The organism is Streptomyces sp. MI02-7b (assembly GCF_033793585.1).
Lineage (GTDB): Bacteria > Actinomycetota > Actinomycetes > Streptomycetales > Streptomycetaceae > Actinacidiphila.
On the sequence record NZ_JARAWX010000034.1, the window covers coordinates 45,229 to 60,995 of the forward strand.

Annotated in this window: 12 protein-coding genes; 5 read left to right on the plus strand and 7 right to left on the minus strand. The window is 71.7% G+C overall.

Features of this window, described 5'->3' with window-relative positions; translation table 11 throughout:
• Positions 1–285: 285 nt before the first annotated feature.
• The 3 genes from PV364_RS36535 to PV364_RS36545 all read right to left on the minus strand — a co-directional run bounded on the left by PV364_RS36535 (position 286) and on the right by PV364_RS36545 (position 3,444).
• Complete coding sequence (locus tag PV364_RS36535) at positions 286–1,389, minus strand: Gfo/Idh/MocA family protein (RefSeq protein WP_319665199.1); 1,104 nt, start codon at positions 1,387–1,389, stop codon at positions 286–288.
• 109 nt (positions 1,390–1,498) lie between these two features.
• Positions 1,499–2,248, minus strand: a complete 750-nt coding sequence (locus PV364_RS36540; RefSeq protein ID WP_319665200.1) for an SDR family oxidoreductase — start codon at positions 2,246–2,248, stop codon at positions 1,499–1,501.
• Positions 2,245–3,444 (minus strand): cysteine desulfurase-like protein, encoded by a 1,200-nt coding sequence (locus PV364_RS36545; protein WP_319665202.1) that lies wholly within the window; start codon positions 3,442–3,444, stop codon positions 2,245–2,247. The genes PV364_RS36540 and PV364_RS36545 overlap by 4 nt, the downstream gene beginning before the upstream one ends.
• Before the next feature lie 229 nt (positions 3,445–3,673).
• On the opposite strand from PV364_RS36545, the gene PV364_RS36550 reads away from it, so the two are divergent.
• Positions 3,674–4,420 carry a phosphotransferase family protein gene (locus tag PV364_RS36550; RefSeq protein WP_319665204.1) on the plus strand — a complete coding sequence of 249 codons (747 nt, stop codon included), beginning with the start codon at positions 3,674–3,676 and terminating at the stop codon, positions 4,418–4,420.
• A 348-nt stretch (positions 4,421–4,768) separates the two neighbouring features.
• Positions 4,769–7,261: a SpoIIE family protein phosphatase gene (locus PV364_RS36555; RefSeq protein WP_319665205.1), complete on the plus strand. Its 2,493-nt coding sequence runs from the start codon at positions 4,769–4,771 to the stop codon at positions 7,259–7,261.
• A gap of 106 nt (positions 7,262–7,367) precedes the next feature.
• Here PV364_RS36555 and PV364_RS36560 read toward each other — a convergent pair whose 3' ends face one another.
• Together PV364_RS36560 and PV364_RS36565 are read right to left on the minus strand one after the other, a co-directional pair.
• On the minus strand, positions 7,368–7,892 hold the full coding sequence (locus tag PV364_RS36560; protein ID WP_319665207.1) for an ATP-binding protein: 525 nt from the start codon (positions 7,890–7,892) through the stop codon (positions 7,368–7,370).
• 656 nt (positions 7,893–8,548) lie between these two features.
• Entirely contained in the window at positions 8,549–9,400 is an 852-nt protein-coding gene (locus PV364_RS36565) for an SDR family NAD(P)-dependent oxidoreductase (protein WP_319665208.1), read from the minus strand.
• Between the two features lie 156 nt (positions 9,401–9,556).
• On the opposite strand from PV364_RS36565, the gene PV364_RS36570 reads away from it, so the two are divergent.
• Positions 9,557–10,390, plus strand: a complete 834-nt coding sequence (locus tag PV364_RS36570; protein ID WP_319665210.1) for a helix-turn-helix transcriptional regulator — start codon at positions 9,557–9,559, stop codon at positions 10,388–10,390.
• A 220-nt stretch (positions 10,391–10,610) separates the two neighbouring features.
• Here PV364_RS36570 and PV364_RS36575 read toward each other — a convergent pair whose 3' ends face one another.
• Positions 10,611–11,633, minus strand: coding sequence for a DUF4331 family protein (locus PV364_RS36575; RefSeq protein WP_319665212.1), 1,023 nt, complete (start codon positions 11,631–11,633; stop codon positions 10,611–10,613).
• Positions 11,634–11,806: 173 nt separating this feature from the next.
• On the opposite strand from PV364_RS36575, the gene PV364_RS36580 reads away from it, so the two are divergent.
• A complete protein-coding gene (locus tag PV364_RS36580) occupies positions 11,807–12,721 on the plus strand; it encodes a LysR family transcriptional regulator (protein WP_319665214.1) in 915 nt (304 codons plus the stop codon).
• Positions 12,722–12,831: 110 nt separating this feature from the next.
• Here PV364_RS36580 and dxs read toward each other — a convergent pair whose 3' ends face one another.
• Positions 12,832–14,730, minus strand: a complete 1,899-nt coding sequence (gene dxs / locus PV364_RS36585) for a 1-deoxy-D-xylulose-5-phosphate synthase (protein WP_319665216.1) — start codon at positions 14,728–14,730, stop codon at positions 12,832–12,834.
• A 300-nt stretch (positions 14,731–15,030) separates the two neighbouring features.
• Here dxs and PV364_RS36590 point away from each other — a divergent pair, with 300 nt between their 5' ends.
• Positions 15,031–15,612 (plus strand): TetR/AcrR family transcriptional regulator, encoded by a 582-nt coding sequence (locus PV364_RS36590; protein ID WP_319665218.1) that lies wholly within the window; start codon positions 15,031–15,033, stop codon positions 15,610–15,612.
• Positions 15,613–15,767 lie beyond the last annotated feature (155 nt).

The following is a 15,767-nucleotide window of genomic DNA, read 5'->3' on the forward strand; positions in this document are numbered from 1 at the left end:
CCGTGCACTCGTACGTCGTACGTCGTACGCCGTACGCCGGCACGGCGAGCGCACAGGTCGGCAGGCTGTGGGGCGAAGCGGGCCACCGGCGCCCGCGCCGTAGCCGCGCATCGTCGTACCGACCGGCGCCCGGCACGACGTCCACGCGTCCACGCGTCCCCGGAGATCCCTCCCGGGTCTCGGCAAGAAACCGAACCGCGGGATCGGCATGCTCGGGACGCCGCTCAGTGTGCGCCGGCCCGTGAGGTGCCGGGGTACGAACCGCGGCGCTTCACGGCCGCGGGATCAGCGGGCCGCCCACGCCTCCAGCGCGGTCGTCACCGGCGCCCCCGTACGTGCCGACTCCTCGACGGCCAATGCCAGCAGATGGTCCTGGCAGCCCTCGGCCAGCGGATACGGTTCCGGGCCGGCGTCCCGGACCCATGCGCCCGTACGGCACAGCAGGTCCACCACCGCGAGGTCGTCCTCGGACAGGCTCGCGCCCAGGTAGTCGTTGCGCCACAGCACCCGTCCGTCGAACGAGATGTGGTGCACCTCCGCCCCTTCGAGGTTGAGGTCGGTGCCGGTACGGCGGCGCATCAGCGCCGACTCCACCGGCGTGCGCGGGTCGGCCATCCGCACCACCGTGTCGTCCACGATCTCGCCGAGCGAGCCGCGCACCACGATCCGGCGGGCGCGCAGCGGATTCCACCACTGGTTGTCCGTGAAGTCGTAGACGCCCGTGCGGGCCCCGCCGAAGTCCAGGAGAGCAAGGGTGGTGACGGCGTCCTTGGGCGTCAGGTCGTCCGACCAGCCGCCGGGCGTCAACGGGTCGGCGAGCGGGGCGGTGAACGCCCGGGCCGTCACCGTCACGGGCCCGCAACCGACGTCCAGCGTGTGCCGGATCAGCGACATCGCGTGGTACATGTGGGTCGAGGACACCTGGACGGACGTGACCTCGCCGATCGCCCCTTCCCGTACGAGGGCGATACGGGCGGCGTGGCCGGGCATCAGTGTGTACTGCTCCGCGATCTGGACGAGTGCGCCACCCCCGGCGCGCGTCGCGCCTCCCACGGCGTCCCACAACTCCCGCAGCCCGTTCACGTCGGGCGCCGGCGGCGTCTCCGCGAGGACCGGCACCTCCTGCTCGACGAGTTCCCGTACGACCTGGGGCGTGACCTCCCACGGCACCGACGGGATCACGAACTCCGGCTTGTTGCCGCACAGTTCGCCGACCGTCCGGAAGGCGGGCACCCCCCACTCGGCCTCCACCTGGGCGGCGCGTTCGGCCGAGCGCGTCACCACGCCCGCCACCGCCAGCCGTTCGGGCAGCGCCCTCGCCAGCCGGGCGAAGAACTCGGCCCGCCAGCCACTGCCCACGATGCCGAACCGCATGGGTGCTGCGCTCACGTGTCCGTTCCTTCCCACAGCCGGGCCGCGAGTCTAACCCGGCGACCTGTGCCGCACGCCGCCGGGCGACCGGCCGCCCGCAGTGCCCGCCGCCCGTCCGCCACTGTGGTCAGCTGCGCAAGTAGGAAGCCCCGTTGACGTCGATGACGGTGCCGCTGGCGAACACCGCCTCCGGCGAGGCCAGCCACAGCACCGCGGCCGCGACCTCCTCCGGGTGGGCCACCCGCCCGAACGGCGACTGCCGGCGCACCGCCTCGCCCTCCGGGCCGTCGAGGACCGAGCGGACCATGTCGGTGTCCACGAAACCCGGCGCCACCGTGGCCACGCTGATGTTCCGGCCGGCCAACGCCACGGCCATCGACTGCCCGAAGGCGTTCAGCGCCGCTTTGGACGCGCCGTACGCCGGGCAGTCGGGTTCGCCGCGGAACGCCCCGCGGCTGGACACGTTGACGACCGCACCGCCGCCCGCCGCCACCAGGTGCGGCACCGCGCAGAAGGTCGCGTTGGCCGCGCCGGTGAGATTGGTTGCCAGCGTCGCCGACCACACCGCCTGCCACTGTTCGTACGAGGTACTCAACGGCGGGTGCGCCAGGAACACGCCGGCGTTGTTGACCAGCACGTCCAGGCGCCCCAGATCCGAGGCGGCGGTGTCCACGGCACGCCGCACCGCCTCCGCGTCGGCCATGTCCGCCCGGACGGTGACGTGCCCCTGGCCCGGAAGCGACGCGGCCACCTGCTCGGCCTCCCGCACCGACCTGTTGCAGTGCACCGCGACCCGGTCCCCGGCCCGCGCGAACGCCTCGGCGACGGCCCGGCCGATGCCCCGGGACGCGCCCGTGACCAGCACTCCGCGGTTCACCCGGCCACCGCCGCGACGCCGTCGATCAGCCGCTGCACGTCCTCCTCGTCGACGTACGGGGCGAGCCCGGCACGCACCGCGCCGGTGTCGCCGAGCCCCAGCAGCCGCGATGCCTCCAGGGCGTAGAAGTTGCCCGCGGGGGCGTTCACACCGCGCCGTGCCAGCCGCTCGTAGACCTCCCGGCCGGGCACTCCCGCCACCGAGAAGAACACCGTCGGGGTACGGCGCGCCGGCGCGCCGTACAGCCGCACCCCGCCGATGCCCGACAGACCCTCCAGCAGCCGTTCCAGCAGCTTCTGCTCGTATGCCTCGACCGCTCGCATCGACTCCAGTACCCGGCTGCGCCGGTCGCCCGCCGAGGACGCCAGTGCGGCGATGTAGTCCACGGCGGTGGTGGTGCCGGCGAGCATCTCGTACGGCAGGGTGCCCAGTTCGAAGCGTTCCGGCACGTCGTCGGTGGACGGCAGCAGCTTGTCCGGGTGCAACTGCTCCCACCGTCCGGGATCGGCGACCACGACACCATGGTGGGGGCCGAAGAACTTGTAGGGCGAGCACGAGAAGAAGTCGGCGCCCAGGGTGGCCAGATCGACCGGCGCGTGCGGCGTCACGTGCACCCCGTCCACGTACAGCAGGGCTCCGGCCTCGTGGACGGCCGCGGCGATCGCCGCTATGTCGGGGCGGGTGCCCAGGACGTTCGACGCCCCGGTGACCGCCACCAGCCGGGTCCGGCCGGACAGCTGTTCCCGGACGGCGTCGACGCTCAACTCACCGCTCGCGGGATCGAACGCGGCCCACCGCACCGCCGCACCGGCGGATTCGGCCGCCTGGATCCACGGCCGGATGTTGGCGTCGTGGTCGAGGCGGGTGACGACCACCTCGTCACCGGCTGTCCACTGCCGCGCCAGGGCACGGGAGACGTCGTACGCCGCCTGCGTCGCCGACCGGGTGAAGACGACGCCGCGCGGCGCGCAGCCGAGCAGGTCCGCCATGGCCTGCCGCGCCTCTTTGACGACGTGCTCGGCACGGCGCTCGGCGGCTGTCACCGCGCCCCGGTTGGAGATGCCCGAGCACATCGCCGCGGCCATCGCCTCGGCGACCTTGCGGGGCACCTGTGAGCCGCCCGGCCCGTCGAAGTGGGCCACCTTTTCCTTCAGCGCGGGGAAGTCGTCACGGATTCGCAGGACATCGAGATGCATGCACCCATCCTGCCGGGGCGCGGACACCGCGCGCGCCGGGTCGCACGGAACGGATCCGGCCCCGCGGCAGCAGCCGTGGCAGCCGGCAGCACCGACGTCGCGATCGTGTCCGCATACAACCGCCAGGGCGAGTCCGGCGACCCGCCGGGTATCGGGGCGCGGACAGCCGCGTCGTCGCACGCGGCAAACCCGGCGACGTCGGCGATCGTCCCCGGGATACTGGTCGACCATGGATGAGGTCGAAGTCGTCGTCGCCCATTCCGAGCGCGCGACGCTGCGCGTGGGTGACGTGTTCTTGAAGGTGGACGCCGATCAGGCACGCATCGACGTCGAGGTCGAGGTGATGTCCCTCGCGCCGGTCCCGACCCCGGAAATCCTGTGGCGCAGGCCGCCCGTACTCGCGCTCGCCGCACTCCCCGGGACGACACTCGGGGTCCTCGGCGGGCCCGCGACCGGGTCGCGCGCGGCGTGGGCCGCGGCGGGCGCCGCCATCCGGAGGCTGCACGACGCCCCTCTGCCACCCCGGCCGGGCCGGGCCGGGCGGAGCATCGCCGCGCTGGCGGCGGAACTCGACGCCGAGTGCGCGTTGCTCGTGACCAGCGGCCTCCTGCCCGCCGACATGGTCACCCGCAACCGCCAGGTCGCCGAGGCCGCGCTCCGGCCGTGGACCGCGGCCTTCACGCACGGCGACCTGCAGATCGCGCACGTCTTCCTCGACGGCGACGAGGTCACGGGCATCATCGACTGGTCCGAGGCGGGCCAGGGTGACGCCCTGTACGACCTCGCCACCTTCACGCTCGGACACGAGGAGCACCTCGACGATCTCGTCGCCGGCTACGGCGCCGACATCGACCTCGACGTGATCCACGGGTGGTGGTCGTTGCGAAGCCTGCTGGTGATCCGCTGGCTGGCCGAGCACGGCTTCGACCCGTTCGCGCCGGGCTGCGAGGCCGACGTGCTCAGATCCCGGATGTGAGGTCGCGCGGGCCGGACTGCTGCGTATGCGTTCCGACGTATCCGAGCAGGCCGTTCGTCCGGGACGCCTCGCGGACGCGTGGTGGATGTGGTCGCGGATCTCCCGGCGGACGCGCTGGCGGCGGACCCGCTCCACCGGTCCCTGAGGCCGTCGACTCCCCCGGGCTCTGCCGCTCACTCCCTTCGCATGGCGCAGCACCCTGTCGACAGGCAGGGTGTGCGGCCCCACGGAGCAAGGCGTCCGATTTGTCACAAACGGGAGCCTTGGCCGGTCTTTCCATCACGTGCGGCGGATTTTCGGCCGCACCCTCCGCCCAACCCATCACACCCACACAAGGACGACGGTTCGATGACCACGAAGAGCTTCGACACTTTGACGCTCGGTAAACATTCGAACGGGCTCGACATGCCGGACACGGCACTCGCGATGCTCGATGAGCAGGGGACCGTCGTCGGATGGACACAGGCCGCCGAGCACCTCGTCGGACGTTCGGCCGAATCCGTCGTGGGGCGTTCGGCCGCACTTGTGCTGCCGTTGTTCGGCGAGCGGCAGAGCACCTCGGACTTCGTCAAGCACTGCCGCGCCCAGAACGGCTGGTCGGGGACCACAGCCGTGCGCCATCGCGACGGACGCGTCATGGAGGCGTGCTTGCGGATCACGATGCTGCGCGGCATGGCCGGAGCGGTGCGGTGGTTCGTCTCGCTGATCGACACCGGCACTCTCTCCGGGGACGCGATGAGCAGCCTGGTGAGTGGACCGCTCCTGGGCCGCGCACCGATCGGGGTCGCTGTGCGCGACCCGCAGCTGCGGTGCGTGTTCGCCAACGACGTGATGGCGGAGCATGACGGCATCCCTTGCGACAAGCGGCTCGGACGCCGCCTGACCGAGGTCGTTCCCGGTCCCAGGTCGGAGGCGCTCGAGGCCATGACGCAGCAGGTGCTGCAGAGCGGCACCACGAAGGTGCACGAGTACCGGACGTGGCTGCCGATGGGCAAGGGCCGGGGGTACCCGCTCGCGGCGTCGTTCCACTGCCTCCAGGGGGCCGACGGTGAATCGCTCGGGGTGTGTCTCGTCAGCGCCGACCTCGCCGAGAGCCGTCTGGCCAGGGAGCGCCTCGCCGCGGTGGGAGAGGCCGAAGCGCGGCTCGGCGGGACCCTGGATGTGATGCGGATCAGCCAGGAACTGGCCGACCTCGCGGTACCGCTGCTGGCCGACCTCGTCGCCGTGGATCTGGAGCAGTCGACGCCGTCCGGTGACCACTCCGCGGTCCGTGTGCCTTCGGCCGGCGGACACCGCCCGCCTCTGCGCCGTGCCGGGCATGCCTCGATCCACGCGGGAGTTCCGGAATCGCCGTGGGTGCGCGGGGGGCCGGTCACCGTGCCGCAGGCCTCGCCGTTCGCCGCGGTCCTGAGCACGGGCAGGTCGCACCTGGAACCGATGCTCGACAGGACACCGGGGATCTGGATGGATCAGGTTCCCGCGATCGGGGAGAAGGTCCGCTCCCACGGGGTGCACTCGCTGATGGTCGTCCCGATCCGTGCGCAGAACGCCCTGCTGGGTGTGGTGCTGTTCCTCCGCACCGAGGACCCCACGCCGTTCCACGAGGGTGACCTGCTGCTCGCCGAAGAACTGGTCCGGCGCGCCGTGCGGGCGCTGGACAACGCCCGCCGGTACGCGCGCGAGCAGACCGCGGCCCTGACCCTGCAGCGCAACCTGCTCCCCCGCCGGTTGCGAGGTGGCACCGCCGTCGAGACGGCCTCGCGCTACCTGCCGGCCGACGTGGAACACGGCGTGGGTGGCGACTGGTTCGACGTGATCCCGCTGTCCGGAGCGCGCGTCGCCCTGGTCGTCGGCGACGTCGTCGGGCACGGCCTCCACGCCGCGGCGACGATGGGCACGCTGCGCGCCGCCGTCCGCACCCTGGCCGATCTGGAACTGCCACCGGCCGAGCTGCTGTCCCGCCTCGACAACACGCTCCAGCGACTGGTCGAGGAGGACCCCGAGCCCGCGGACGGCACGGCGGCGGTCGTGGGGGCCACCTGTCTGTACGCCGTCTACGACCCGGCCACCCGCGTGTGCACCATGGCCAGGGCCGGGCATCCCCCGCCCGCGATCATCGACCCGCAGGGCCGGGTCGCCTTCCCGGATCTGCCCACCGGAGCCCCGCTCGGCCTCGGCCTCGGCCTCGGGGACCCCTTCCAGTCGGTGGAGCTGGAACTCCCCGAAGGAAGCCTCATCGCCTTCTACACCGACGGCCTGGTCGAGTCCCGCGACCACGACATCGACGACGGGATGAACAGCCTGGGCGCTGCCCTCGCCGAGCCGGACCAGGCCCTGGAAGACCTCTGCGACCGCGCGACGGAGTCGTTCCTGGAGCAGACGTCGTGCGACGACGTCACCCTGCTCCTGGTGCGCACCTGCTCACTCGGCGCCAACCGGGCCGCCTCCTGGACGCTGCCCAGCGACGAATGCGCCTCGGGCAAGGCACGGCAGTTGGTGACCGGTCAGCTCCGCACATGGGGTCTCGACGCCCTCGCCGACTCGACAGAGCTGATCGTCAGCGAGCTCGTCACCAACGCCGTACGCCACGGAACCGGCACCGTCACCCTGTGCTTGAAACAACACAACGCCCTGACCTGCGAAGTGTCCGACACCAACGTCTGCGTCCCCCAGTTGCGCAGCGCGGGCATCACCGACGAGAACGGCCGCGGCCTGTTCCTGGTCGCCCAGCTCTCCCGGCGCTGGGGATCGCGGCCGGCGCCGGAAGGCAAGGTCGTCTGGGCCGAACAAGAACTGCCCGGCACCTCCCGCACCCGATCACGCCCGTTGCAGGCCGCCTAAGGGCCCGTCCAGCGGATCTTTCGGCTCGGCATGCTTGGCACGACCTCGTGGCCGAATCCCCAGCGAAGGCTGACGCTCCCGGCGTTGGGCCGCGCCAAGGTTGGGTTCACGCGAGCGACGGCCACCGATCAGCAGCCCACTCCAGCCATCCCGACCATCCAGGAGGCGGACCCGCGATCTCGTGCCCGCCGAGTTCGGTGGCGTCGGGCTCCTCGAAGAGCGTTCTCCAGTGCACGAGGTCTGCTTCGCTCATCGGGAAGGTCTGATCCGGGGCGGTCAACTGGCGTTGGGCGATTCGAGCACGTTGAGTCTCACGGTCCACCGGCACGTACACAAGGCGACAGGCTGCCCCGACAGACTCCGCCAACCAGCGGATCGCGGACCTCTCGTCACGGGACCAGCATCCGAAATCCAGGACCACGTTGGTTCGAAGTCTCAGCGCCTCAAGACCGAGCCAGAGCAGCCGCCCTTCCAGCACATCGCGCTTCCCATCCGCCTCCGACTCGCCGAACAGCGGAATCATCCACTCATCCGGCGTCAGCCGCAGGGCGCTGTGCTCCTCGGCGAGTTGCCGAGCCCTCGTGGTCTTTCCGGCCCCGGGCAGGCCGATCGTCAGGAACAACGTGGTCACATCCTGATCGCATCAGGAGGACCAAGTACAGGGCAACTGCTTTTCTGCCGGGATCGCCGGCCCGCGCCGCGGCCGGGCAGCGCAATGACACACAGTGGTGGTGACGCACGCGTCCCAGGCGATCCGAAGGGCCCGATGCGATGGATCCTCGCGTGAATCCGGTTCCCGTAGACCAGGGCGGCACAGCCGTGTTCCCGGTCCTTCGACACCGGGACACCGCTGTCGCACCGGCTGAACTCGTCGAGATACCCGTCACCGGACAGCTCCCGCAGGGTGATCCTCTCCATCCGCACGTCCTCAGGGCCGTCGAGGAAGACCATGAGCTGCGGCACCCCCCTGCGGCGCGGCCAGTGGGCGGGGAGGCCCCGGCAGACGCAGTCCAGCACACGCGGGACGTCCGCCCGCACCGCGGGATCCAGCGACTGGAGTCCTCTCCGCGTGTATGCGCCGGCATCGTTCACCGCTCAAGCGTCCATGAGTGGAACCAGCCGCTCAACCCTGGGCTCAGCGGCCCGCGCTTCGGCTCTGGGCGCGCGGTCGCGTGCCAAAGGCGCCCGCTGGCCGATCAGTTGAGCGGCAGCACCGTCCCGGTGTCCGGTTCGGTCCGATCGCTCCGCAGGCGGACGGACGGGCGGGCGAGCGGACCGACGGTGTTCCTACGCGCCGTCAGCCCCGCCGAAAGGCGACCCGTGAGCGGCACGTGAAAGTCCGTCCCACTTCCGCCAGCCGTCGAGGCGGCTCGCGTACTCCTCGCGCACCTCGTCCAGGCCTCCGATGCCGAACAGAACCCGCAGCGGCGGTTCGGCGGCGTCGGCGAGTTCGAGCACCGCACGGCCCGAGGCCGCTACGTCGCCCGGGACGATGTGCGCGGCGCCGGCGAAGAGCGCCTGGCGGGCGTGGGTATAGGCGTCGTCCTTTCGGGCCTGGGGCGAGGAGGCCATCAGGCCGGTGTGGAAGACGACCGGCTCGATGAGCGTCACGTGAATGCCGTAGGGAGCGACCTCCGCCGCGAGCGACTGGCTGACGGCCTCCAGCGCCCACTTCGACGCGTGGTAGAGGCCGAGCGCCGGGTAGGCGACGACACCGCCGAGCGAGGAAACCTGGAGGATGCGGCCCCCACCGCGGGCGCGCATGCCCGGCAGGACGGCACGGGTGGCCCACAGCGCGCCGAAGTAGTTCGTGTCCATCTGCTCACGGGCCTGCTGGTCCGTGGCTTCCTCCACGGCCCCGACGAGCATGTGCCCGGCGTTGTTGACCAGCACGTCGATGCCGCCGAAGTGTGCCTCGGCGGCTGCCACGGCTTCGCGTACGGCCGCCGCGTCCGCGACGTCGAACCCCAGCGGCAGAACCTGGTCACCGTACGCATCGACGAGCGGCTTCAGCGACGCGGCGTCCCGGGCCGTCGCCGCGAGCCGGTCGCCGCGCTCCAGTACGGCCCGTGCCCACTGAGCGCCCAGTCCACGGGACGCCCCGGTCAGGAACCAGGTCCTCGGGCGGTGATCGGTCATGACGGTACTCCTCTGTCGTCGTACGTGGCGGAAGGGTCGGTGGTCCGGCCCTTCCCGCACCACTGTCCGCAGTCGGCAGCCGCGCAGGCAGAGCGGGCTTTTCCAGGGACCGGCCGTCCCTGGCTGACCGATGGCTCCCGAGTGACACTGGGGCCCATGGACTCCGGACAGCTCTCCCACTTCCTGAGGGTGCGGCGCGAGGCGCTCACACCGGGCGAGGTGGGGGTCGTCTCCTCGACGCGACGGCGCACGCCCGGCCTGCGCCGGGAGGAGGTCGCCGTACGCGCGGGCATCTCCACCGACTACTACACGCGCCTGGAGCAGGCCCGCGCCCCGCAGCCGTCACCGTCGGTGCTGCGCGGACTGACACGGGCGCTGCGGCTGACCCTGGACGAGCGGGACCACCTCTTCCGGCTCGCCGGGTACACCGCGCCTGACCGGCTCTCCCCCGACGACCACGTCTCCCCGGTACTCCTCGGCCTTCTGGACCGCCTGCACGACATGCCGGCGCAGGTGATGACCGACCTCGGCGAGACCCTGGCGCAGAACACGCTCGCCACCGCGGTCTTCGGCGACCACACTCGACTCGACGGGCCGGAACGCAGCGCCGTGTACCGATGGTTCACCTCACCCGACGCCCGAGCGGCCTATCCGCCCGAGGACAGGACAGAGGAGTCACGCACGCTGGTGGCCGACTTGCGCGCCGCGACGGTCCGGCGGGGCGATGCGCGGGCACGGGCGCTGGTGGACCGCCTGCTGCGGGACAGCACAGAGTTCGCCGCCTTGTGGTCCGCACACGAAGTCGCCGTCCTGCGCAGCCGCCGCAAGCGCATCCAGCACCCCGAAACGGGCCTCCTCCAACTCGACTGCCAGGCGCTCCTGGAGGAAGACCGGTCGCAGATCCTGGCGCTCTTCGTTCCCGTGCCCGGTACGGACACGGCCGACCGCCTCGCGCTTCTCGGCCTCCTCCGCGCCGGCCAGGACCACTGACGACCGGCTGATCGGCTTCCGCGCGAGCCCGGCGTCCGGCCCCCGATCGGGCAGGGCGCGCAGCCGCGCGACGACGATCACACCCGGTTGCGGGCGGCCGGAGGGGACGTCACGCCCCGCAGAAGTCCCGCAGCGCCCGGGAGGTGAACTCCGGATCGTCGCCGGCACCAGCGAGCCACTGCAGGGCCGGCGCAAGGCGCCGGTCAGGACGCGGGGACGGTCATACGGGCACGACGTACGGGAAGCGGTCGGTGCGCAGGTGCTCGGCGACGGACGGCTTGAGTCCGGCCGGCACAGCGGTGCCGGTGACGAGCGACAGCATCGCCTCAGGCGCGTTGTCGGCCAGGGTGCGGCCGTTGCGGGCGGCGAAGCCGTACGAAGCGGGCGTCCCGACGACGTAGGGCAGCATATCGGGGAACAGCTGCCCGGCCACGGTGCGGCCGTAGCCCTCGGGGTCGGCACAGGTTCCGGTGGCCGCGACAACAGCCGCGACCTGTCCGGCAACGGCTTCACCGACGGCGGCCCGGTCCTGCGAGGGGTGCCGGGCGTTGGCGGGGTTGCTGAAGTCGGTGTCGCCGGGCCAGAAGATCGGCCACATCATCGGGTGCCCGCCGCGGTTGATCTGCCGCCATCCACCGGCGTCCGTGGCCAGTTTCGTCGCGCACCATACGCCCGTGCGGGCCCCGGGCCTCAGCTGCGCGTGCTCGTGCGGAATCTCGAGCACGATCGATTCCACGGTGGTGCCGGCGAAGCTGTTCCGCGCCTCCTGCGGGCGCCAGTCCGAGAGGTCCGCTGCCGTCCCCTTCGCCACCGCCCCGTTGACGACGGCCAGCAGGGACAGGTCGATGTAGAAGGAGTCCGAGACGCGCCCGGCCCAGATGCGGGTGCCGTCGGCGGCAGCCGACTCACCGGTGCGGCCTTCCAGCACCAGGTCGCCGTCCGCGGCGTCCTCGCGCGCGGCGTCGCCGGTCAGGACGTGCAGCCGCAGGTTCTGCCTGCCGTCCGGGCCGGGTTCGTCGAAGGAGACCCGATAGGTCAGGGTCTCGAATTCGGCGCCGTCGAAGTGAACCTTGAATTCGTACCGTGCTTCAGGGTGGAACCCGGGCTCGGCGTAGACGCCGGTGATGTCGGAGTTGACGTCCATGACGAACACCGTGCTGCGCCCACCGGGAAAGACGTACAGGTCGTCGATGAACAGCTGGCCGTTCTGGGCCGCCAGCGGAGTGTCGAGATGGTGCGACATGGTCGGTCCTCAATTCTCTCGGCGTTCTTCGAGGAAAGAGTGTCGGGTGAATCCGTATGCCCTTCACTGTTCGGATCGCCGTGGTGCCGGGCGTTTTCCGGACTTCTTCATCCTCGCCGGGCGGGCACCCGCCCGGTACCTCCACATCGGGAATGCCCTCATAAACTGAGGTTATGAGCACGTCGCCTCCCGACCTCGACAGTCTCCTGTTGCTGACGCTGGTCGCCGAGCTCGGCAGCCTGGGTCGGGCCGCCGGGCGGATGGGGATCAGCCAGCCCGCAGCGAGCAAGCGCCTGACCCAGCTCGAGCTGCGTCTGGGGCTGACACTGGTGAACCGCGACACCCGCGGCTCCGCGCTGACCGTGGAGGGCAAGGCGGTGTGCCAATGGGCGGGGAGGGTGCTCGCCGAAGTGGACTCGCTGATGGTGGGTGTCGCGGCACTGCGCGGCGACCATGCACTCGACCTGCATCTCGCGGCCAGCATGACGCTGGCCGAGCACTTCGTACCGCGATGGATCGGCACGCTGCAGCGGGGATCGCCCGATGTCTACGTCAGCCTCAAGGTGACCAATTCCGAACAGGTCGCCGCGCTCGCCACGAGTGGTCGGATCAGCCTGGGGTTCATCGAGGCGCCCACCGTGCCGACCGGGCTCAGCTCGCGGCAGGTGGGCGCCGACCGGCTGGTCGTCGTGGTCGCGCCGCAGCATCCCTGGGCACGACGGCGGGAGCCGGTGGGACTGGCCGAGCTGGCCCGCACCCGCCTGATCGTCCGCGAGCCCGGTTCGGGCACACGGGAGACGATCGAGCGTGTACTCGCCGGCGCGGGGGCCGAGCCGGCCAGACCTCTGATGGTGCTGGACGCCAACGTGGCGGTGCGAAGGGCTGTCGCCGAAGGCGCCGGCCCGGCGGTGCTCAGCGCGGTGAGTGTCCGGGACGACCTGGCCGAGGGGCGCATCGCGGAAGTCCCGGTGACAGGAGCCGACCTGCGCCGCCGACTGCGCGCCGTGTGGCCGAAGGACCGCCCCTTGACCGGCGCGGTCGAAGAACTGCTCCGGATCGCGGCGCGCACCCGCCGCGGGGATCGCTGAAGCCTGAAGGGGTCATTGCCGCGCAGGACACCGCGGACACCCGCCCGCTGACCCCGGAAACCGACCCCCGCCACCCGGCGAACTCCACAGCGCCGGCACGGTGCAGGAGGTCACTGCGTCGCCAGGTGGGAGAGGGCGTTCGGGCCGGACGCCGCCCTCGACAGCACCGCGTCGGCGATGGACCGTGCCGTCAGTCCGGCCTCGGCCAGCACCTCCGCGCGAGTGCCCTGCCCGGGGAAGCCGTCGGCCACTCCCAGCACGTGGACGTCGGCGGCGATCCCCGCGTCGGACAACTCCTGGAGGAGGGTGGTTCCGACGCCGCCGGTACGCAGCCCGTCCTCGACGGTCACCACCTGCCGGTGCAGGGCGGCCAGCCGCAACAGCTCCCGCGGCAGGGGCTTGACCCAACGGGGGTCCACCACGGTGGTCTCCAGGCCTTGACGGGAGCAGAGTTCCGCGGCTTCCAGCGCGGTACGCGCCATCGTTCCCACGGCGACCACGAGGACCCCGGCGCCCGACTCCCGCAGCACGTCGACCCCGTCCGAGCGGCGTACCGCCGGCACGGCCGTACCCACCGGGCCGCGAGGGAAGCGGATCGCCGTCGGGGCGTCCTGGATCGCCAGTGCTTCGCCCAACTCCTCGCGCAGCGACGGAAGGTCACGGGGTGCCGCCATTCGCAGGCCGGGCACCGCCTGGAGCAGCGCCAAGTCCCACATTCCGTTGTGGCTCGGACCGTCGTCCCCGGTCACGCCGGCCCGGTCGATCGCGATCGTGACCCCGAGCCCGTGCAGCGCGAGGTCCATCAGCACCTGGTCGATGGCCCGGTTGAGGAAGGTCCCGTACAGAGCGACCACGGGATGCAGCCCGCTCATGGCCAGTCCCGCGGCCGAGCCGACCGCGTGCTGCTCGGCGATGCCGACGTCGAAGAAGCGTGTGGGGTACTCCGCCGCGAAGCCGGTGAGACCGACCGATCCGGGCATGGCGGCCGTGATCGCGACCACGTCCTCGCGCTCGGCGGCGATCGCGGCCAGCTCCTGCCCGAACGCGGCGGACCAGGTGAGCCCGCCCGGGCGCAGCGGGCTGCCCGTGACCGGGTCGATGGCGCCGATCCCGTGGAAGTGGTCCGTCTGATCCTGCTCGGCCGGCGGATATCCCTGTCCCTTGCGGGTGACGCAGTGGACGATCACCGGGCCGGGGCCGCTCTTGGCGCGTTCGAGCGCCTCCTCCAGGGCTGAGATGTCGTGGCCGTCCACGGGGCCGAGGTACTTCAACCCCAGGTCCTCGAACAGCGCCTGGGGTGCGAGCGCGTCCTTGATCCCCCGCTTGGCCGCGTGCAGGGCCCGGTAGACGGTGTGCCCTGCGGGCCCGGCGCTGTCGAGGGTGTGCTTCCCCCAGTCCAGCACCCGTTCGTAGCCCGCGTGCGTGCGGAGCGCCGACAGGTGCCGTGCCAGTCCGCCGACCGTCGGCGCGTACGACCGTCCGTTGTCGTTGACGACGATCACGACCGGGCGATCGGGCGCCGCCGCGATGTTGTTGAGCGCTTCCCAGGCGGCCCCGCCGGTCAGGGCACCGTCGCCCACGACGGCCACGATGTGGTGGTCCGGACCGTCCTTCACATAGCGGGCCTTGGCCATGCCGTCGGCGTACGAGAGTGCCATGGAGGCATGCGAGTGCTCGATGTGGTCGTGCGCGGACTCGGCGCGGCTGGGATAGCCGGACATCCCGCCCCGGCGGCGGAGGCCGGCGAACTCGGCGGCCCTGCCGGTGACCAGCTTGTGGACGTAGGCCTGGTGGCCGACGTCCCAGAGCAGGATGTCCCGGGGCGACTCGAACGCGCGGTGCAGGGCCAGGGTCAGCTCGACCACGCCCAGGTTCGGTCCGAGGTGGCCGCCGGTCTCGGACACGTTCCGTACGAGGAAGCCGCGGATCTCCTCGGCGAGGGCGTCGAGTTGCCTGGGGCTCAGACCGCGCAGGTCCGCGGGCTCGTTGATGCGTTCCAGCAGGGGCATTCGGTTGTTCTCCTTGCCGAGTTCGGGATCCGCCGGGCCGGCCGTCAGTGCCGGGAGGCGGAGGCCATGGCGAGGATGGGGGTGAGGCTGAGGGCGAGCGGCCGCAGCCGGCGCGCGCCGATGCCTGGGCCGGCCGGTGCGGGAGGGCTCTGCGTGCTCATGCTGGTGGTTCCTGCCGATCGAGGGCGACCCGGGTACCGGGGAGGGCGGGGTTCCCGAGCCGCACCGGTGCGAGAATACCCATTCTCACTGTCGCCTGTAGTCTAGAGAACGCCTGTTCTCACCAGCAAGAGGGGTCCCGTGCCATCGACGACAGCGGCCCAGGAGGTCATGCGCGGGCAGTTGCTCGACGCGGCCGAGCAGGTCTTCTATGCGCGCGGCATCCAGGCCGTGAACATGAGTGAGGTCCGCGCCGCGGCCGACCTCCCGCTGAAGCGCATGTACCAGCTGTTCCCCAGCAAGGACGACCTCGTCGTCGCGTTCCTGCGGCGACGCCACGACCGCATGATGGCCGCCATCGAAGACCGCGTCGCGGATGTCGACCAGCCGCGTCCGCGGGTGCTGGCGATCTTCGACTACCTCGACGAGTGGTTCCACGAACCGGACTTCCGCGGCTGTCCGTGGATGAACGTGTACGGGGAACTCGGGCCCACCAACGCGGTCGTGGCGGCCGAAGTGCACCACCATCAACGGGCGTTCCGCGCCCTGGTCACCGGCATCGTCGCCGCATCCGGCTACTCCCCCGCGGTCGCGAACGCCGTCTACCTCCTGGTGGAGGGCGCCGTGGCGACGGCGGCCGTGCAGCACAGCGCCGCTCCGGCCCGCGAGGCACGGTGCGGCGCCCGGATGCTGCTGGCGAACGGGGCGGGATCCGGAAGGTGAACCGAACGCGGCGCTTCCAGCGCCGGCGGCGGCAGGTGCTCGCGCATCCAACGCCGGTTCACCCGCGCCACGGCGGGCCGGCGGTTCCCGCGCGGACATCCCGGCCACGCGCCGGACGTCCTGCTTCCGCCCGCGATTGGTTTCTCACCTGCGCG